This window comes from Streptomyces sp. NPDC021562 (genome assembly GCF_040640875.1).
Classification (GTDB): Bacteria; Actinomycetota; Actinomycetes; order Streptomycetales; family Streptomycetaceae; genus Streptomyces.
Genome location: NZ_JBFACN010000012.1, coordinates 1 through 16,985, shown reverse-complemented (window position 1 = coordinate 16,985; position 16,985 = coordinate 1). Strand labels below are relative to the sequence as shown.

General features: G+C 67.3%; 29 protein-coding genes. 28 read left to right on the top strand and 1 reads right to left on the bottom strand.

All coding sequences use genetic code 11. The features are described from left to right. Nucleotide 1: 1 nt before the first annotated feature. Nucleotides 2-1,654, bottom strand: a complete 1,653-nt coding sequence (locus AB0G52_RS19775) for an RNA ligase family protein (RefSeq protein ID WP_361337545.1) — start codon at nt 1,652-1,654, stop codon at nt 2-4. A 538-nt stretch (nt 1,655-2,192) separates the two neighbouring features. Between AB0G52_RS19775 and rpsJ the strand changes: the two genes are divergently transcribed. From rpsJ to rpsK, 28 genes are all read left to right on the top strand, one after another. After that, entirely contained in the window at nt 2,193-2,501 is a 309-nt protein-coding gene (gene rpsJ / locus AB0G52_RS19770; RefSeq protein ID WP_003948644.1) for a 30S ribosomal protein S10, read from the top strand. A 16-nt stretch (nt 2,502-2,517) separates the two neighbouring features. Next, nucleotides 2,518-3,162 (top strand): 50S ribosomal protein L3, encoded by a 645-nt coding sequence (gene rplC, locus AB0G52_RS19765; protein ID WP_132890200.1) that lies wholly within the window; start codon nt 2,518-2,520, stop codon nt 3,160-3,162. A gap of 8 nt (nt 3,163-3,170) precedes the next feature. Then, nucleotides 3,171-3,827 (top strand): 50S ribosomal protein L4, encoded by a 657-nt coding sequence (rplD, locus tag AB0G52_RS19760; RefSeq protein ID WP_132890199.1) that lies wholly within the window; start codon nt 3,171-3,173, stop codon nt 3,825-3,827. Further along, the gene (gene rplW, locus AB0G52_RS19755) at nt 3,827-4,246 is read left to right on the top strand and encodes a 50S ribosomal protein L23 (protein WP_132890198.1); all 420 of its coding nucleotides are present in this window, start codon (nt 3,827-3,829) and stop codon (nt 4,244-4,246) included. Before rplD ends, rplW begins: the two co-directional genes overlap by 1 nt. Before the next feature lie 38 nt (nt 4,247-4,284). Further along, nucleotides 4,285-5,121, top strand: coding sequence for a 50S ribosomal protein L2 (gene rplB, locus AB0G52_RS19750; protein ID WP_041665436.1), 837 nt, complete (start codon nt 4,285-4,287; stop codon nt 5,119-5,121). A 12-nt stretch (nt 5,122-5,133) separates the two neighbouring features. Next, complete coding sequence (gene rpsS / locus AB0G52_RS19745; RefSeq protein WP_003948639.1) at nt 5,134-5,415, top strand: 30S ribosomal protein S19; 282 nt, start codon at nt 5,134-5,136, stop codon at nt 5,413-5,415. A 44-nt stretch (nt 5,416-5,459) separates the two neighbouring features. Then, nucleotides 5,460-5,807 carry a 50S ribosomal protein L22 gene (gene rplV, locus AB0G52_RS19740; RefSeq protein ID WP_003974262.1) on the top strand — a complete coding sequence of 116 codons (348 nt, stop codon included), beginning with the start codon at nt 5,460-5,462 and terminating at the stop codon, nt 5,805-5,807. Next, a complete protein-coding gene (gene rpsC / locus AB0G52_RS19735; RefSeq protein ID WP_046732371.1) occupies nt 5,807-6,634 on the top strand; it encodes a 30S ribosomal protein S3 in 828 nt (275 codons plus the stop codon). The genes rplV and rpsC overlap by 1 nt, the downstream gene beginning before the upstream one ends. Nucleotides 6,635-6,639: 5 nt before the next feature. After that, nucleotides 6,640-7,059, top strand: a complete 420-nt coding sequence (gene rplP, locus AB0G52_RS19730; RefSeq protein ID WP_007494765.1) for a 50S ribosomal protein L16 — start codon at nt 6,640-6,642, stop codon at nt 7,057-7,059. After that, nucleotides 7,059-7,283 (top strand): 50S ribosomal protein L29, encoded by a 225-nt coding sequence (rpmC, locus tag AB0G52_RS19725; protein WP_030174543.1) that lies wholly within the window; start codon nt 7,059-7,061, stop codon nt 7,281-7,283. The genes rplP and rpmC overlap by 1 nt, the downstream gene beginning before the upstream one ends. Continuing rightward, the gene (gene rpsQ / locus AB0G52_RS19720; RefSeq protein ID WP_132890197.1) at nt 7,283-7,570 is read left to right on the top strand and encodes a 30S ribosomal protein S17; all 288 of its coding nucleotides are present in this window, start codon (nt 7,283-7,285) and stop codon (nt 7,568-7,570) included. Before rpmC ends, rpsQ begins: the two co-directional genes overlap by 1 nt. A gap of 102 nt (nt 7,571-7,672) precedes the next feature. Next, nucleotides 7,673-8,041, top strand: coding sequence for a 50S ribosomal protein L14 (gene rplN, locus AB0G52_RS19715; RefSeq protein WP_003992364.1), 369 nt, complete (start codon nt 7,673-7,675; stop codon nt 8,039-8,041). Between the two features lie 2 nt (nt 8,042-8,043). After that, nucleotides 8,044-8,367 carry a 50S ribosomal protein L24 gene (gene rplX / locus AB0G52_RS19710; RefSeq protein WP_003992365.1) on the top strand — a complete coding sequence of 108 codons (324 nt, stop codon included), beginning with the start codon at nt 8,044-8,046 and terminating at the stop codon, nt 8,365-8,367. Then, nucleotides 8,367-8,924 (top strand): 50S ribosomal protein L5, encoded by a 558-nt coding sequence (rplE, locus tag AB0G52_RS19705; RefSeq protein ID WP_132890196.1) that lies wholly within the window; start codon nt 8,367-8,369, stop codon nt 8,922-8,924. Before rplX ends, rplE begins: the two co-directional genes overlap by 1 nt. A 5-nt stretch (nt 8,925-8,929) precedes the next feature. Further along, nucleotides 8,930-9,115 carry a type Z 30S ribosomal protein S14 gene (locus tag AB0G52_RS19700; protein WP_003948630.1) on the top strand — a complete coding sequence of 62 codons (186 nt, stop codon included), beginning with the start codon at nt 8,930-8,932 and terminating at the stop codon, nt 9,113-9,115. A gap of 210 nt (nt 9,116-9,325) precedes the next feature. Further along, the gene (gene rpsH / locus AB0G52_RS19695) at nt 9,326-9,724 is read left to right on the top strand and encodes a 30S ribosomal protein S8 (protein WP_030420829.1); all 399 of its coding nucleotides are present in this window, start codon (nt 9,326-9,328) and stop codon (nt 9,722-9,724) included. 24 nt (nt 9,725-9,748) lie between these two features. After that, on the top strand, nt 9,749-10,288 hold the full coding sequence (gene rplF, locus AB0G52_RS19690) for a 50S ribosomal protein L6 (RefSeq protein ID WP_046732374.1): 540 nt from the start codon (nt 9,749-9,751) through the stop codon (nt 10,286-10,288). A 3-nt stretch (nt 10,289-10,291) separates the two neighbouring features. Next, nucleotides 10,292-10,675 (top strand): 50S ribosomal protein L18, encoded by a 384-nt coding sequence (gene rplR, locus AB0G52_RS19685; protein ID WP_020941679.1) that lies wholly within the window; start codon nt 10,292-10,294, stop codon nt 10,673-10,675. Between the two features lie 36 nt (nt 10,676-10,711). Further along, nucleotides 10,712-11,317 carry a 30S ribosomal protein S5 gene (gene rpsE / locus AB0G52_RS19680; protein WP_030860989.1) on the top strand — a complete coding sequence of 202 codons (606 nt, stop codon included), beginning with the start codon at nt 10,712-10,714 and terminating at the stop codon, nt 11,315-11,317. A gap of 2 nt (nt 11,318-11,319) precedes the next feature. Then, nucleotides 11,320-11,502 carry a 50S ribosomal protein L30 gene (gene rpmD / locus AB0G52_RS19675; protein ID WP_003974250.1) on the top strand — a complete coding sequence of 61 codons (183 nt, stop codon included), beginning with the start codon at nt 11,320-11,322 and terminating at the stop codon, nt 11,500-11,502. Nucleotides 11,503-11,504: 2 nt separating this feature from the next. Beyond that, nucleotides 11,505-11,960, top strand: a complete 456-nt coding sequence (gene rplO / locus AB0G52_RS19670; protein ID WP_132890195.1) for a 50S ribosomal protein L15 — start codon at nt 11,505-11,507, stop codon at nt 11,958-11,960. 188 nt (nt 11,961-12,148) lie between these two features. After that, nucleotides 12,149-13,462, top strand: a complete 1,314-nt coding sequence (gene secY, locus AB0G52_RS19665; protein ID WP_132890194.1) for a preprotein translocase subunit SecY — start codon at nt 12,149-12,151, stop codon at nt 13,460-13,462. Further along, nucleotides 13,462-14,130 (top strand): adenylate kinase, encoded by a 669-nt coding sequence (locus AB0G52_RS19660; protein ID WP_132890193.1) that lies wholly within the window; start codon nt 13,462-13,464, stop codon nt 14,128-14,130. The genes secY and AB0G52_RS19660 overlap by 1 nt, the downstream gene beginning before the upstream one ends. 105 nt (nt 14,131-14,235) lie before the next feature. Then, the gene (map, locus tag AB0G52_RS19655) at nt 14,236-15,072 is read left to right on the top strand and encodes a type I methionyl aminopeptidase (RefSeq protein ID WP_132890192.1); all 837 of its coding nucleotides are present in this window, start codon (nt 14,236-14,238) and stop codon (nt 15,070-15,072) included. A gap of 236 nt (nt 15,073-15,308) precedes the next feature. Next, a complete protein-coding gene (gene infA, locus AB0G52_RS19650) occupies nt 15,309-15,530 on the top strand; it encodes a translation initiation factor IF-1 (protein ID WP_003948620.1) in 222 nt (73 codons plus the stop codon). A gap of 58 nt (nt 15,531-15,588) precedes the next feature. Beyond that, the gene (rpmJ, locus tag AB0G52_RS19645) at nt 15,589-15,702 is read left to right on the top strand and encodes a 50S ribosomal protein L36 (RefSeq protein WP_003998809.1); all 114 of its coding nucleotides are present in this window, start codon (nt 15,589-15,591) and stop codon (nt 15,700-15,702) included. A gap of 188 nt (nt 15,703-15,890) precedes the next feature. Continuing rightward, the gene (rpsM, locus tag AB0G52_RS19640) at nt 15,891-16,271 is read left to right on the top strand and encodes a 30S ribosomal protein S13 (RefSeq protein ID WP_031167100.1); all 381 of its coding nucleotides are present in this window, start codon (nt 15,891-15,893) and stop codon (nt 16,269-16,271) included. 70 nt (nt 16,272-16,341) lie between these two features. Beyond that, nucleotides 16,342-16,746 carry a 30S ribosomal protein S11 gene (gene rpsK / locus AB0G52_RS19635; protein WP_003956432.1) on the top strand — a complete coding sequence of 135 codons (405 nt, stop codon included), beginning with the start codon at nt 16,342-16,344 and terminating at the stop codon, nt 16,744-16,746. Nucleotides 16,747-16,985 lie beyond the last annotated feature (239 nt).

Here is a 16,985-nt window from a genome sequence, read left to right as displayed (position 1 = left end):
GTCAGACCTCTTCTTCCACGGTCCCGGCCGCCCCGATGTACCAGGTGCGGTGGGCGTCGCCGGGATACGGCGGGACGAAGCGCCGCAGCTGGCCGGTGAGCACGTCGGGCGGCACCGGGTGCTCGCGGCGGGTGTTGCGCCGTACCAGTTCGTCCTCGTCGACCAGGACCACGGCATGGGTGATCAGGGCGTCCCGGCGGTGGGCGATGCCGTGCACCAGCGAGCGCTGCTGCTGGGTGAGGGACGTGGCGTCCCACACCACGGTCCCGCCGCCGGCCAGGGCCCGGTCCAGCCGGTCGAGCCCGTCGCGGAGCACCTCGCCGTTGGCCCGCTGGTCGGCGCGTGAGCCACGCGCCTCGCGCAGGTCGTCCAGGGAGACGTAGGCGTCCACGCCCGCCAGTCCCCGCGCGAAGGTGCTCTTGCCGCTGCCGGCCGGACCGACCGTCTGGATCAGCCTCGGGAACACGCCGGACCGCCATCGCCAGGTCGCGGCGACGGCCTCGTCGGCACTGCCGATCCGCCCCAGCGCGTACGCCTCCCGGGCCTCGGCCCGGCACCGGGCGGCCGTGTCGGCCGGCAGCCCGGCGAACGTCTCCCGCAGGCCGAGGCTCCGTACGTCCTCGGCGTGCAGCGCCGACCACTCCACCTGCTCGCGCGCCTCCCGCGTGCCCGCCGTGGCCCGGGCGACCGCGTGCAGCAGGCCCAGGTCGGCGGCGTACGAAAGGCGCACCAGGCCGGTCCGCCGGTCCTCGTCCGGATACGGCCGGTGCAGCGCCGGGTGCAGCCCCACGAGGTCGGCGACCCGGCGCGCGAGCGGCAGGCCCGTCAGCGGGGCGAGCCGCGCCGCCAGCCGCCCCCGCCGCGCGCCGTGCAGCAGCGCGGCCAGGACGCCGGCCAGTCGGTCGTCCCCCAACCGCCCCGCCGGATCGAAGCGGTCGACGGCCCGTGCGTCGCCCTCGCCGGGCAGCCCCACGGCGTTCTCCAGCGCCCGCACGTCGACGGCAGCTCCGGACCGGACCGCCCACAGGGCCGCCCCCGCCCCTAGCCGGTTCTCCACGACGGCCGCGTGCATCCAGTGCGTGTCCGTCCGCACGTGTCCCGCGCGCACCCACTTGGCCACGCGCTCCCCGAACTCCGGCGCGTCGAACCCGTCCGCGACCCGGACGACGTACCCCTCCTGCCGCTCGGGGTCCAGCCGCAGGGCGCGCAGCGCCCGCTCGTCGAACACGCCCCGCCACAGCACCCGGGGAACGGGGACGCCGAGCCCGCGCAGGAAGACCACCGTCCGGTCCCAGTCCAGGCAGCGGCCCTGCCCGTCCCACACCGAGAAGCCGTAGAAACAGCTCTCCAGTTCGTCGTACGCGATCGAGTGCCGGGCGAACATGTTCTCCCCGCACACCCGCCACCCGTCCGGGATCGCGTGGCCGATGCGGGCCTGGAGCGCCTTGACCCAGGTCCGGGAGGGGTGCGGGGCCGAATCCAGCGAACGGGCGTGCAGGCCGTCCGCGTAAAGTGTGGTGTTCTCGCCGTCGAGCTTCTCCGTCACGACGACCTCGCGGCCGCGCAGACCGGACAGGTCGGTGACCCGGAGGTCGTCGGCGGTCGCGCCGGGCGACCAGGGCAGATGCCGGGTCCGTGGATAGTGCGTACGCATGGTGAACGTCCCCCGTGACAGCCGTTGTGCCTGCTCAGCGTAGGAGTGCGCAGTGGCGCGGGGCGAGCGGATTACGCCGCGGCCGGGACCGGCCGGGGTCTCGGGATCGCCACTGCGGAGGGTCCTGGTTTGACCTTCGTCACTCCGGGGGTATGCTCCCCGGCCCGATTGGCCAGCCCCCCGCCCCGTATGGCAGACTGTCGGAGTTGCTCGGTCGAGTGTTGATGCTGCGCGCCTCCCGCCGGGAGGACCGGAAGCGAGTCCCACAGTACTCGTCGTCCTAACTGCCACCACGGCAGCGCTGGGACGGACGTACGGGAATCTTTCGGGAAGTGCGGTGCGGCACCGGCCAGGCACCCGGTGGGCCTTCCGCCCCCGGTCTGCGGTTCCGGAAGGGCCGTGTGCATTCCCGCAGGGATGTTCGAACAAGGGGCATCTGTGTCAGCGGGAGCGCGACACGCCCGACCGCGTGGGTCGGAGGAGAAGGCGGAACCACCGGGTTCCGGAGCGTAAGAAGAGACAGGACTACTGAGTAGCCATGGCGGGACAGAAGATCCGCATCCGGCTCAAGGCCTACGACCACGAGGTCATCGACTCCTCGGCGAAGAAGATCGTCGAGACGGTGACCCGCACTGGTGCGTCGGTCGCGGGCCCGGTGCCGCTGCCCACTGAGAAGAACGTGTACTGCGTCATCAAGTCGCCGCACAAGTACAAGGACTCGCGCGAGCACTTCGAGATGCGCACCCACAAGCGCCTGATCGACATCCTCGACCCGACCCCCAAGACCGTTGACTCCCTGATGCGACTCGACCTCCCGGCCGGTGTCGACATCGAGATCAAGCTCTGAGGCCGGTGATCTGAGAATGGCTAAGCAGATCAAGGGCATCCTGGGCGAGAAGCTCGGCATGACGCAGGTGTGGGACGAGAACAACCGTGTTGTTCCGGTCACCGTCGTCAAGGCCGGCCCGAACGTCGTCACCCAGGTCCGCACGAACGACGTCGACGGCTACGAGTCCGTCCAGCTCGCCTTCGGCGAGATCGACCCGCGCAAGGTGAACAAGCCCCTCAAGGGCCACTTCGCGAAGGCCGACGTCACCCCCCGTCGCCACCTCGTCGAGATCCGGACGGCCGACGCCACCGAGTACACCCTCGGTCAGGAAGTCACCGCCGAGGTCTTCGAGGCCGGCGTGAAGGTCGACGTCACCGGCAAGAGCAAGGGCAAGGGCTTCGCCGGTGTCATGAAGCGTCACAACTTCAAGGGCCTCGGCGCCGGTCACGGCACCCAGCGCAAGCACCGCTCGCCCGGTTCCATCGGTGGCTGCGCCACCCCGGGCCGCGTGTTCAAGGGCCTCCGCATGGCGGGTCGCATGGGCAACGAGCGTGTCACCACCCAGAACCTGACCGTCCACGCCGTTGACGCGGAGAAGGGTCTGCTGCTCATCAAGGGCGCGGTTCCCGGTCCGAACGGCGGCCTCGTCCTGGTCCGCACCGCGGCCAAGGGGGCCTGAGGTAACCGATGAGCACTGTTGACATCCTTTCGCCTGCCGGCGAGAAGACCGGTAGCGTCGAGCTCCCCGCGGAGATCTTCGGCGTGGAGAAGGTCAGCATCCCGCTGATCCACCAGGTCGTCGTCGCGCAGAACGCGGCTGCCCGTCAGGGCACGCACAAGACCAAGACCCGTGGCGAAGTCCGTGGTGGTGGCAAGAAGCCGTACCGCCAGAAGGGCACCGGCCGCGCCCGTCAGGGCTCGACCCGCGCGCCGCAGTTCGCCGGTGGTGGCGTCGTGCACGGCCCCGTGCCGCGTGACTACTCGCAGCGCACCCCCAAGAAGATGAAGGCTGCCGCTCTGCGTCACGCCCTCACCGACCGGGCGCGTCACAACCGCATTCACGTCGTCACCGGCGTGATCGAGGGCGAGACCCCCAGCACCAAGGCCGCTCGCGCGCTGTTCGGCAAGATCTCGGAGCGCAAGAACCTGCTCCTGGTCGTCGACCGCGCCGACGAGGCCGCCTGGCTCTCCGCCCGCAACCTGCCCCAGGTCCACATCCTGGAGCCGGGCCAGCTGAACACGTACGACGTGATCGTCTCGGACGACGTGGTCTTCACCCAGGCCGCTCTCGAGTCCTTCGTCGCCGGCCCGAAGGCCAACGACACCGAAGGGACCGAGGTCTGATGGCCATCCGTCACCCCAGCATCGCCTCGAAGGCCGCCAAGGCCGCCAAGGCCGCGCGCGTCGCGAAGGCCCGCCGCCACGAGGCCGAGGGCAAGAACACCGTCGAGACGCCGCTGAGCAAGTCGTACACGGACCCCCGTGACGTCCTGCTGAAGCCGGTCGTCTCGGAGAAGAGCTACGCGCTCCTCGACGAGAACAAGTACACGTTCATCGTCGCCCCGAACGCCAACAAGACCCAGATCAAGCAGGCCGTCCAGGCGGTCTTCTCGGTCACGGTCACCGGGGTCAACACGCTCAACCGCCAGGGCAAGCGCAAGCGCACGAAGACCGGTTTCGGTCAGCGTGCCGGCAGCAAGCGCGCGATCGTGACCCTTGCCGAGGGCGACCGTATCGACATCTTCGGCGGTCCGACCGCGTAAGCGGGTCGGATCGTCCGATATCGGACGAGGACTGAGAAATGGGAATCCGCAAGTACAAGCCGACTACGCCGGGCCGTCGTGGCGCCAGCGTCGCCGACTTCGTCGAGGTCACGCGGTCCACGCCGGAGAAGTCGCTGGTCCGCCCCCTGCACAGCAAGGGCGGCCGTAACAACGCCGGTCGTGTGACCGTTCGCCACCAGGGTGGCGGACACAAGCGCGCCTACCGAGTGATCGACTTCCGTCGTCACGACAAGGACGGCGTGCCGGCGAAGGTCGCGCACATCGAGTACGACCCCAACCGCACCGCGCGCATCGCGCTGCTGCACTACGCGGACGGCGAGAAGCGCTACATCCTCGCCCCGCGCAACCTGCAGCAGGGCGACACCGTGGAGAACGGCCCCGGGGCCGACATCAAGCCGGGCAACAACCTGGCCCTCCGCAACATCCCGGTCGGTACCACGATCCACGCGATCGAGCTCCGTCCCGGTGGTGGCGCCAAGTTCGCCCGTTCCGCGGGTGCCTCGGTGCAGCTGCTCGCCCGTGAGGGCGCCATGGCGACCCTCCGTATGCCGTCCGGCGAGATCCGCATGGTGGACGCGCGCTGCCGCGCCACCGTCGGTGAGGTCGGCAACGCCGAGCAGTCCAACATCAACTGGGGCAAGGCCGGCCGCAAGCGGTGGCTGGGCGTCCGCCCGACCGTCCGCGGTGTCGTGATGAACCCGGTCGACCACCCGCACGGTGGTGGTGAGGGCCGGACCTCCGGTGGTCGCCACCCTGTGTCCCCGTGGGGCAAGAAGGAAGGCCGTACTCGTTCGCCCAAGAAGGCGTCGAACAAGTACATCGTCCGCCGCCGCAAGACGAACAAGAAGCGCTAAGGACGGGTTGAGATGCCGCGTAGCTTGAAGAAGGGGCCCTTCGTCGACGACCACCTGATCAAGAAGGTGGATGTCCAGAACGAAGCCGGCACCAAGAACGTCATCAAGACCTGGTCCCGTCGCTCGATGATCGTCCCGGCCATGCTCGGCCACACGATCGCGGTGCACAACGGCAAGACCCACATCCCGGTGTTCGTCACCGAGTCGATGGTCGGCCACAAGCTCGGCGAGTTCTCGCCGACCCGCACCTTCCGCGGCCACGTCAAGGACGACCGGAAGTCGAAGCGCCGCTAGTAGCGGATCGCATTCAGACACGTAAGTAACTGAGAGGGACAACCATGGAAGCCAGGGCCCAGGCGCGGTACATCCGCGTTACGCCCATGAAGGCCCGCCGCGTGGTGGACCTTATCCGTGGCATGGATGCCACGGAGGCTCAGGCTGTTCTGCGATTCGCTCCGCAGGCAGCCTCCGTGCCGGTCGGCAAGGTGCTCGACAGCGCCATCGCCAACGCCGCGCACAACTACGACCACACCGACGCCGACAGCCTCTTCATCTCCGAGGCGTACGTCGACGAGGGCCCGACCCTGAAGCGGTTCCGTCCGCGTGCCCAGGGCCGTGCCTACCGGATCCGCAAGCGGACCAGCCACATCACCGTGGTCGTCAGCAGCAAGGAAGGAACCCGGTAATGGGCCAGAAGGTTAACCCGCATGGGTTCCGGCTCGGTGTCACCACGGACTTCAAGTCCCGCTGGTACGCCGACAAGCTGTACAAGGACTACGTCAAGGAAGACGTCGCCATCCGTCGGATGATGACGTCCGGCATGGAGCGCGCCGGCATCTCGAAGGTGGAGATCGAGCGCACCCGTGACCGTGTCCGCGTGGACATCCACACGGCGCGTCCGGGCATCGTCATCGGCCGCCGCGGCGCCGAGGCCGACCGCATCCGCGGTGACCTGGAGAAGCTGACCGGCAAGCAGGTCCAGCTGAACATCCTCGAGGTCAAGAACCCGGAGACCGACGCTCAGCTGGTGGCCCAGGCCGTCGCCGAGCAGCTCTCCTCCCGCGTCTCCTTCCGCCGTGCCATGCGCAAGAGCATGCAGTCGGCGATGAAGGCGGGCGCCAAGGGCATCAAGATCCAGTGCGGTGGCCGCCTCGGCGGCGCCGAGATGTCCCGCTCGGAGTTCTACCGCGAGGGCCGCGTGCCCCTGCACACGCTCCGTGCGAACGTGGACTACGGCTTCTTCGAGGCCAAGACGACCTTCGGCCGCATCGGTGTGAAGGTCTGGATCTACAAGGGCGACGTCAAGAACATCGCCGAGGTCCGCGCCGAGAACGCCGCAGCCCGTGCCGGCAACCGCCCGGCCCGTGGTGGCGGCGCTGCCGACCGCCCGGCCCGTGGTGGCCGCGGTGGCGAGCGGCGCGGTCGCAAGCCGCAGCAGGCTGCCGGCGCCGAGGCCCCCAAGGCCGAGGCCCCCGCCGCCGCTCCGGCTGAGAGCACCGGAACGGAGGCCTGACCGACATGCTGATCCCCCGTAGGGTCAAGCACCGCAAGCAGCACCACCCCGGACGCAGCGGCGCTGCCAAGGGTGGCACGACGGTTGCGTTCGGCGAGTACGGCATCCAGGCGCTCACCCCGGCGTACGTGACGAACCGTCAGATCGAGGCCGCTCGTATCGCCATGACGCGTCACATCAAGCGTGGTGGCAAGGTCTGGATCAACATCTACCCGGACCGTCCGCTCACCAAGAAGCCCGCCGAGACCCGCATGGGTTCCGGTAAGGGTTCTCCGGAGTGGTGGATCGCCAACGTCAAGCCCGGACGCGTGATGTTCGAGCTGTCGTACCCCAACGAGAAGATTGCGCGTGAGGCCCTCACTCGCGCAGCCCACAAGCTGCCGATGAAGTGCCGGATCGTCAAGCGCGAGGCAGGTGAAGCGTGATGTCGGCCGGTACCAAGGCGTCCGAGCTGCGCGAGCTGGGCAACGAGGAGCTTCTCGGCAAGCTCCGCGAGGCCAAGGAAGAGCTGTTCAACCTCCGCTTCCAGGCGGCGACCGGACAGCTTGAGAACCATGGCCGTCTGAAGGCGGTCCGCAAGGACATCGCGCGGATCTACACCCTGATGCGCGAGCGTGAGCTGGGCATCGAAACGGTGGAGAGCGCCTGATGAGCGAGAGCAACGTGAACGAGAACACCGAGGCGCGCAGCAGCTTCCGCAAGACCCGTGAGGGTCTCGTCGTCAGCGACAAGATGGACAAGACCGTCGTCGTCGCCGTCGAGGACCGCGTCAAGCACGCGCTGTACGGCAAGGTCATCCGCCGTACCAACAAGCTCAAGGCGCACGACGAGCAGAACGCCGCGGGCGTCGGCGACCGCGTCCTCCTCATGGAGACCCGGCCGCTGTCCGCGACGAAGCGCTGGCGCGTCGTCGAGATCCTCGAGAAGGCCAAGTAAGTCTCCTGCGGGGCATTCCTCGCAGGACAGTTCCGCCAGGCTCGGGGCGGGTGAGCACTCGCCCGCCCGCCCCGGGAACCGGCAGACACACAGGAGATAGACGTGATCCAGCAGGAGTCGCGACTGCGCGTCGCCGACAACACTGGTGCGAAGGAGATCCTTTGCATCCGTGTGCTCGGTGGCTCCGGTCGCCGCTACGCGGGCATCGGTGACGTCATCGTCGCCACGGTCAAGGACGCGATCCCCGGCGGCAACGTGAAGAAGGGTGACGTCATCAAGGCGGTCATCGTTCGCACCGTCAAGGAGCGCCGCCGTCCGGACGGCTCGTACATCCGCTTCGACGAGAACGCCGCCGTCATTCTGAAGAACGACGGCGACCCTCGCGGCACCCGCATCTTCGGCCCGGTCGGGCGTGAGCTGCGCGAGAAGAAGTTCATGAAGATCATCTCGCTCGCGCCGGAGGTGCTGTAAGCATGAAGATCAAGAAGGGCGACCTGGTCCAGGTCATCACCGGTAAGGACAAGGGCAAGCAGGGCAAGGTCATCGCGGCCTTCCCCCGCGAGGACCGCGTCCTGGTCGAGGGTGTCAACCGGGTCAAGAAGCACACCAAGGCCGGTCCGACCGCTCGCGGTTCCCAGGCCGGCGGCATCGTCACCACCGAGGCGCCGATCCACGTCTCCAACGTCCAGCTGGTCGTGGAGAAGGACGGCAACAAGGTCGTCACGCGTGTCGGTTACCGCTTCGACGACGAAGGCAACAAGATCCGCGTTGCCAAGCGGACGGGTGAGGACATCTGATGGCTACCACCACCACTCCGCGTCTGAAGCAGAAGTACCGCGACGAGATCGCGGGCAAGATGCGTGACGAGTTCAAGTACGAGAACGTCATGCAGATCCCCGGCCTCGTCAAGATCGTGGTCAACATGGGTGTCGGCGACGCCGCCCGTGACTCCAAGCTGATCGAGGGCGCCATCCGCGACCTCACCACGATCACCGGCCAGAAGCCGCAGGTCACCAAGGCCCGCAAGTCCATCGCGCAGTTCAAGCTGCGTGAGGGCCAGCCGATCGGTGCCCACGTCACGCTCCGTGGCGACCGCATGTGGGAGTTCCTGGACCGCACCCTGTCGCTCGCGCTCCCGCGCATCCGCGACTTCCGTGGTCTGTCCCCCAAGCAGTTCGACGGCCGTGGCAACTACACCTTCGGTCTCACGGAGCAGGTCATGTTCCACGAGATCGACCAGGACAAGATCGACCGTACCCGGGGCATGGACATCACCGTGGTCACCACGGCGACCAACGACGCTGAGGGCCGTGCGCTCCTTCGTCACCTCGGCTTCCCGTTCAAGGAGGCGTGAGCGAGATGGCGAAGAAGGCTCTGATTGCCAAGGCTGCTCGCAAGCCCAAGTTCGGTGTGCGTGGCTACACGCGCTGCCAGCGCTGCGGCCGTCCGCACTCCGTGTACCGCAAGTTCGGCCTCTGCCGCGTGTGCCTTCGTGAGATGGCTCACCGTGGCGAGCTGCCGGGCGTGACCAAGAGCTCCTGGTAATCCCCGCTTTTAGGGATTTCAGAGGCTCTCGGTAAGCAATGGGCGTGTCAGGTGCCCGCCCCTTCATGGCTTAGGCTTGGAGGGTTGGGCGCCTGACGCCCGTACGACTTACTACGCCGTAGGTCCACCGCGCCGCACCCGTCCCGTCTCGGATCGGGGAGAGGGATGGCGCACCAGGAAACCCCGGCGAGAGAGGCCGAAGGCCAATTCATGACCATGACTGATCCGATCGCAGACATGCTTACGCGTCTGCGGAACGCGAACTCGGCATACCACGACTCCGTGACGATGCCGGCGTCCAAGATCAAGTCTCACATCGCGGAGATCCTCCAGCAGGAGGGCTTCATCACGGGCTGGAAGGTCGAGGACGCCGAGGTCGGCAAGAACCTCGTCCTGGACCTGAAGTTCGGTCCCAACCGTGAGCGCTCCATCGCGGGCATCAAGCGCATCTCCAAGCCCGGTCTCCGGGTGTACGCGAAGTCCACCAACCTGCCGAAGGTGCTCGGCGGCCTGGGCGTGGCGATCATCTCCACGTCGCACGGGCTCCTCACCGACAAGCAGGCCGGCAAGAAGGGCGTGGGTGGGGAAGTCCTCGCCTACGTCTGGTAGCAGAAGGGAACGGAGGAAACAGCTATGTCGCGCATCGGCAAGCTCCCCATCGCGGTTCCCGCCGGCGTGGACGTCACCATCGACGGCCGCACGGTGAAGGTCAAGGGCCCCAAGGGCGAGCTGACCCACACCGTCGTGGCACCGATCGACATCGCCAAGGGCGAGGACGGCACTCTCGCGGTGACCCGCCCCAACGACGAGCGTCAGAGCAAGGCCCTGCACGGCCTGTCCCGCACGCTGGTGGCGAACATGATCACCGGCGTGACCCAGGGTTACGTGAAGAAGCTCGAGATCAGCGGTGTCGGTTACCGCGTGACCGCCAAGGGCTCGAACCTCGAGTTCGCGCTCGGTTACAGCCACCCGATCCTGGTCGAGGCCCCCGAGGGCATCACCTTCAAGGTCGAGGCTCCGACCCGTTTCTCGGTCGAGGGCATCGACAAGCAGAAGGTCGGCGAGGTCGCGGCCAACATCCGCAAGCTGCGCAAGCCCGACCCGTACAAGGCCAAGGGCGTCAAGTACGAGGGCGAAGTCATCCGCCGCAAGGTCGGAAAGGCGGGTAAGTAAGCCATGGCATACGGGCAGAAGATCCTCAAGGGCGACGCCTACAAGCGCGCCGCGATCAAGCGCCGTCACATCCGGATCCGCAAGAACATCTCCGGTACGGCGGAGCGTCCCCGTCTGGTCGTGACCCGCTCCAACCGCCACATCGTGGCGCAGGTGATCGACGACCTGAAGGGCCACACCCTGGCTTCCGCGTCCACCCTGGACGCGTCGGTCCGCGGTGGCGAGGGCGACAAGTCCGCGCAGGCCAAGCAGGTCGGCGCCCTGGTCGCCGAGCGTGCCAAGGCCGCCGGTGTCGAGGCCGTGGTGTTCGACCGTGGTGGTAACCAGTACGCCGGGCGCATCGCCGCCCTGGCGGACGCCGCCCGCGAGGCCGGGCTCAAGTTCTGAGCCGCTTGTAGCTAGCGGAAAGAGAGAGGTAATCCAATGGCTGGACCCCAGCGCCGCGGTGGCGGTGCCGGTGGCGGCGAGCGGCGGGACCGGAAGGGCCGTGACGGCGGCGCTGCTGCCGCCGAGAAGACCGCGTACGTTGAGCGCGTTGTCGCGATCAACCGCGTCGCCAAGGTTGTGAAGGGTGGTCGTCGCTTCAGCTTCACCGCGCTGGTCGTGGTGGGCGACGGTGACGGCACCGTGGGTGTCGGTTACGGCAAGGCCAAGGAGGTGCCGGCCGCCATCGCCAAGGGCGTTGAGGAGGCCAAGAAGCACTTCTTCAAGGTCCCCCGTATCCAGGGCACCATCCCGCACCCGATCCAGGGTGAGAAGGCTGCCGGCGTCGTCCTGCTCAAGCCCGCGTCCCCCGGTACCGGTGTTATCGCCGGTGGTCCGGTGCGCGCCGTGCTCGAGTGCGCCGGTATCCACGACGTGCTGTCGAAGTCGCTCGGCTCCGACAACGCGATCAACATCGTGCACGCGACCGTGGCGGCCCTGAAGGGTCTGCAGCGTCCCGAGGAGATCGCGGCCCGCCGTGGTCTGCCCCTCGAGGACGTCGCCCCCGCGGCCCTGCTGCGTGCGCGTGCCGGGGCGGGTGTGTGATCATGGCACAGCTCAAGATCACGCAGGTCAAGTCCTACATCGGCAGCAAGCAGAACCACCGTGACACCCTGCGTTCCCTTGGTCTCAAGGGCATCAACACGCAGGTCGTCAAGGAGGACCGCCCCGAGTTCCGCGGCATGGTGCACACCGTCCGCCACCTCGTGACGGTCGAGGAGGTCGACTGATCATGGCGGAGCAGAACCCGCTCAAGATCCACAACCTCCGTCCCGCCCCGGGCGCCAAGACCGCCAAGACCCGTGTCGGTCGTGGTGAGGCGTCGAAGGGTAAGACGGCCGGTCGTGGTACCAAGGGTACGAAGGCCCGTTACCAGGTTCCGGAGCGCTTCGAGGGTGGCCAGATGCCCCTCCACATGCGTCTCCCGAAGCTGAAGGGCTTCAAGAACCCGTTCAAGACCGAGTACCAGGTCGTGAACCTCGACAAGCTGGCCACGCTGTACCCCGAGGGTGGCGAGGTCACCGTCGAGGGTCTGGTGGCCAAGGGTGCCGTTCGCAAGAACGCGCTCGTCAAGGTCCTCGGCCAGGGTGAGGTCTCCGTGGCGCTGCAGGTGACGGTCGACGCCGTCTCCGGCTCCGCCAAGGAGAAGATCACCGCCGCCGGCGGCACCGTCACCGAGCTCGTCTGAGTCCTTCGGACGTCTCGATGACGTAAGCAACTCCCGACCGGGGATACCTCACAATGGGGTATCCCCGGTTGGTCGTTCCTAGGGGGGCAGTACGGCCGGTAAGGTGGCCAGCACTGTTCTTTTTCCCATTCGTCGAACCTCAAGACCGTCACCCTTGACGCAGTTGCGCGGGGGTCGCAGGAGGCACCGTGCTCACCGCGTTCGCCCGGGCGTTCAGGACGCCCGACCTGCGCAAGAAGCTGCTCTTCACGCTGGCCATCATCGTGGTCTACCGGGTCGGCACCCACATCCCGATCCCCGGCGTCAACTACAAAGCCGTCCAGACGTGTGTGAACGAGGCCTCCGGCAACCAGGGCCTGTTCGGTCTCGTCAACATGTTCAGCGGCGGCGCGCTGCTCCAGATCACGATCTTCGCGCTCGGCATCATGCCGTACATCACGGCCAGCATCATCCTTCAGCTGCTGACGGTGGTCATCCCGCGCCTGGAGGCCCTGAAGAAGGAGGGCCAGGCCGGTACGGCGAAGATCACCCAGTACACCCGCTACCTGACGGTGGCCCTCGCCATCCTGCAGGGCACCGGCCTCGTCGCCACCGCCCGCAGCGGCGCCCTCTTCAACGGCTGCACGGTCGCCTCCAGCATCGTCCCGGACCAGGCGATCTTCACCACCATCACGATGGTCATCTGCATGACCGCCGGTACGGCCGTCGTCATGTGGCTCGGTGAGCTGATCACCGACCGCGGCATCGGCAACGGCATGTCGATCCTGATGTTCATCTCGATCGCCGCCACCTTCCCGTCCGCGCTGTGGGCCATCAAGAAGCAGGGCACCCTGGCCGGCGGCTGGATCGAGTTCGGCACCGTGATCGCGGTCGGCCTGGTCATGGTCGCCCTGGTGGTCTTCGTGGAGCAGGCGCAGCGCCGGATCCCCGTCCAGTACGCGAAGCGCATGATCGGCCGTCGCTCCTACGGCGGTACGTCGACGTACATCCCGCTCAAGGTGAACCAGGCCGGTGTGATCCCGGTGATCTTCGCCTCGTCGCTGCTGTACATCCCCGCCCTGGTGGCGCAGTTCGCCGGCGGGAACTCGGGCTGGAAGCAGTGGATCTCCACGAACCTGACCAAGGGTGACCACCCGATCTACATCACCCTGTACTTCTTGCTCATCGTTTTCTTCGCGTTCTTCTACGTCGCTATCTCCTTCAACCCCGAGGAAGTAGCCGACAACATGAAGAAGTATGGTGGCTTCATCCCGGGCATCCGGGCTGGCCGACCGACCGCTGAGTACCTGTCGTACGTGCTCAACCGGATCACCTGGCCGGGTTCGCTGTATCTGGGACTGATCGCTCTCGTACCGACGATGGCGTTGGTTGGCTTTGGGGCAAGCCAGAACTTCCCGTTCGGTGGCACCAGCATCCTGATCATCGTGGGTGTGGGTCTCGAGACGGTGAAGCAGATCGAGAGCCAGCTCCAGCAGCGCAATTACGAAGGGTTCCTCCGCTGATGCGAATCGTCCTCGTCGGGCCGCCTGGCGCCGGTAAGGGAACGCAAGCCGTTCGCCTTGCCAAGGAGCTGAACATCCCGCACATCTCCACGGGCGACCTGTTCCGCGCCAACATCAGCCAGCAGACGGAGCTCGGGAAACTCGCGAAGTCCTACATGGACGCCGGCAACCTCGTCCCCGACGAGGTCACCATCGCGATGGCCAAGGACCGCATGGAGCAGCCGGACGCCGTGAAGGGCTTCCTGCTGGACGGTTTCCCCCGCAACGTGTCGCAGGCCGAGGCGCTCGACGAGCTCCTGAAGAACGAGGGCATCAAGCTCGACGCGGTCCTGGACCTGGAGGTCTCGGAGGACGAGGTCGTCAAGCGGATCGCGGGCCGCCGCATCTGCCGCAACGACTCGTCCCACGTCTTCCACGTCACCTACACCCCGCCCAAGGTCGAGGGCGTCTGCGACGTCTGCGGCGGCGAGCTCTACCAGCGCGACGACGACTCCGAGGACACCGTCCGCACGCGGCTGGAGGTCTACCACACGCAGACCGAGCCCATCATCGACTACTACAAGGCGCAGGGGCTGGTCCGCACCATCTCCTCGCTGGGCCCGGTCGACGAGGTCACCACGCGGGCGCTGCACGCGCTCAAGCGTGACGAGGACGACGAGAAGAAGTAGTTCCCCGGCGGTCCCGGCCGCGGTGCCCCCACGGGTGCCGCGGCCGTACTGTTGTGTACATATCCGGTTGACGTTGACGTGAGTGACGGGAAGCGCAGGCCACCCATGGTGCAGATCAAGAGCCCCGAGCAGATCGCCAAGATGCGGGCGGCGGGCCTGGTCGTGGCCGCCATCCACGCGGCCACCCGCGAGGCGGCCGTCCCCGGCGCCAGCACGCGGGACCTGGACGAGGTGGCCCGCAAGGTCCTCGCCGAGCACGGCGCCAAGTCGAACTTCCTCGGGTACGGGGGCTTCCCCGCCACCATCTGCACGTCCGTCAACGACGTGGTCGTCCACGGCATCCCCTCCGAGGACGTCGTCCTGAAGGACGGCGACATCATCTCCATCGACTGCGGCGCGATCGTCGACGGCTGGCACGGCGACGCCGCGTACACCGCGTTCGTGGGCTCCGGGCACGCTCCCGAGCTGATCGAGCTCTCCCGGGTGACCGAGGAGTCGATGTGGGCCGGCATCGCGGCGATGAAGCAGGGCAACCGCCTGGTGGATGTGTCGCGGGCGATCGAGACGTACATCCGCCGGCAGCCGAAGCCGGGCGGCGGCAAGTACGGGATCATCGAGGACTACGGCGGTCACGGCATCGGCACCGAGATGCACATGGACCCGCACCTGCTGAACTACGTGGACCGGCGGCGGGGCAAGGGGCCGAAGCTGGTCCCCGGGTTCTGCCTGGCCATCGAGCCGATGGTGTCGCTGGGGACGCCGCGGACGGAGGTCCTCTCGGACGACTGGACCGTGATCACCACGGACGGTACGTGGTCGTCGCACTGGGAGCACAGTGTCGCGCTGACCGAGGAGGGGCCGCTGGTGCTGACGGCTCCCGACGGCGGTAAGGCCAAGCTGGCCGAGCACGGGATCACGGCTGCGCCGGATCCGCTGGGCTGAGCATTTCGCCACACTGCGGCCCGGTGGGGGCCTGTCGCGCAGTTCCCCGCGCCCCTATGGGGCGCTTCACTTGCGCGTGCTTAATGATCTGCCGGGTGGGGCAGGCTTTCTCGATTCGTCTTTCCGGGTGCGCTGACGTAGACTGACTCGTCGGCTCTCGTGCACCCGCATGTCCGCATGCGCCCGTAAGGGACAGTGCGGGAGTCGATCAAGGTAGTCGATTCGAAGGGCGAAGCGTGGCCAAGAAGCAAGGTGCCATCGAGATCGAGGGCACTGTCGTCGAGTCTCTTCCGAACGCCATGTTCAAGGTCGAGCTCCAGAACGGCCACCAGGTCCTGGCACACATCAGCGGCAAGATGCGCATGCACTACATCCGCATCCTCCCTGACGACCGGGTCGTGGTGGAGCTGTCTCCGTACGACCTGACGCGTGGCCGGATCGTCTACCGCTACAAGTAGATCTTGCCCGCACCCCGGATCCTTGCGGGGTGGTGGCACTGACCCGGAGAACCTCACCATGAAGGTCAAGCCGAGCGTCAAGAAGATCTGCGACAAGTGCAGGGTGATCCGCCGTCACGGTCGGGTCATGGTCATCTGCGAGAACCCGCGCCACAAGCAGCGCCAGGGCTGACGCACGACCGATCCCTCTGCACCCGCAGAGATTCGCGCGACGCAAGCTGAATTTGTTCATACGCAGGACCCAGGCGCCGAAGGTGCCTGACACCCCCGGTTCGGAGGCCGGGGACCCAGTTCGTACCTGGTACGGCGGCTGGGAGCCGGTTCTGCGGAAGACCTCCGAAGATCACCAGGAGCCATTGAATGGCACGCGTTTCCGGTGTTGACATCCCGCGCGAAAAGCGCGTGGAGGTCGCCCTCACCTACGTGTTCGGCATCGGCCGGACACTCTCCCAGCAGACGCTGGCCGAGACCGGCATCGACCCGAACACCCGTGTCCGGGACCTCACCGAAGAGCAGCTCGTCGCGATTCGTGAGTACGTCGACAACAACATCAAGACCGAGGGTGACCTCCGTCGCGAGATCCAGGCCGACATCCGCCGCAAGGTCGAGATCGGCTGCTACCAGGGTCTGCGTCACCGTCGCGGCCTGCCCGTCCGCGGTCAGCGCACCAGCACCAACGCCCGCACCCGCAAGGGTCCGCGTCGCGCCATCGCCGGCAAGAAGAAGCCGGGCAAGAAGTAGTCCTCAGCGGACAACGCTTCATCAGCGGTCTTCGCTGTAGGACCGACCACCTCCCCGTAGGAGTTTGTAGATGCCCCCCAAGGGTCGTCAGGGCGCTGCCAAGAAGGTGCGCCGCAAGGAAAAGAAGAACGTCGCTCACGGCCACGCGCACATCAAGAGCACGTTCAACAACACGATCGTCTCCATCACGGACCCGTCCGGCAACGTGATCTCCTGGGCCTCCGCCGGCCACGTCGGCTTCAAGGGCTCCCGGAAGTCCACGCCGTTCGCCGCGCAGATGGCCGCCGAGTCGGCTGCCCGCCGCGCCCAGGAGCACGGCATGCGCAAGGTCGACGTGTTCGTGAAGGGCCCGGGTTCCGGTCGTGAGACCGCGATCCGCTCCCTGCAGGCCACGGGCCTCGAGGTCGGCTCCATCCAGGACGTCACCCCGACCCCGCACAACGGCTGCCGTCCGCCGAAGCGCCGCCGCGTCTGACGTCGCTTCGCAGGGTTGGCCGGGCGGTACGGCTCCGTAAGGGGTGTACCGCCCGTACCCTTGCAATACCCGCGTCCTTCACGGGCGCGGTTCCGTCGGGCGTCAAATAGCGGGCGTCCACGAAAGAAGGATCTGATCCACACATGCTGATCGCTCAGCGTCCCTCGTTGACCGAAGAGGTCGTCGACGAGTTCCGCTCCCGGTTCGTGATCGAGCCGCTGGAGCCGGGCTTCGGCTAC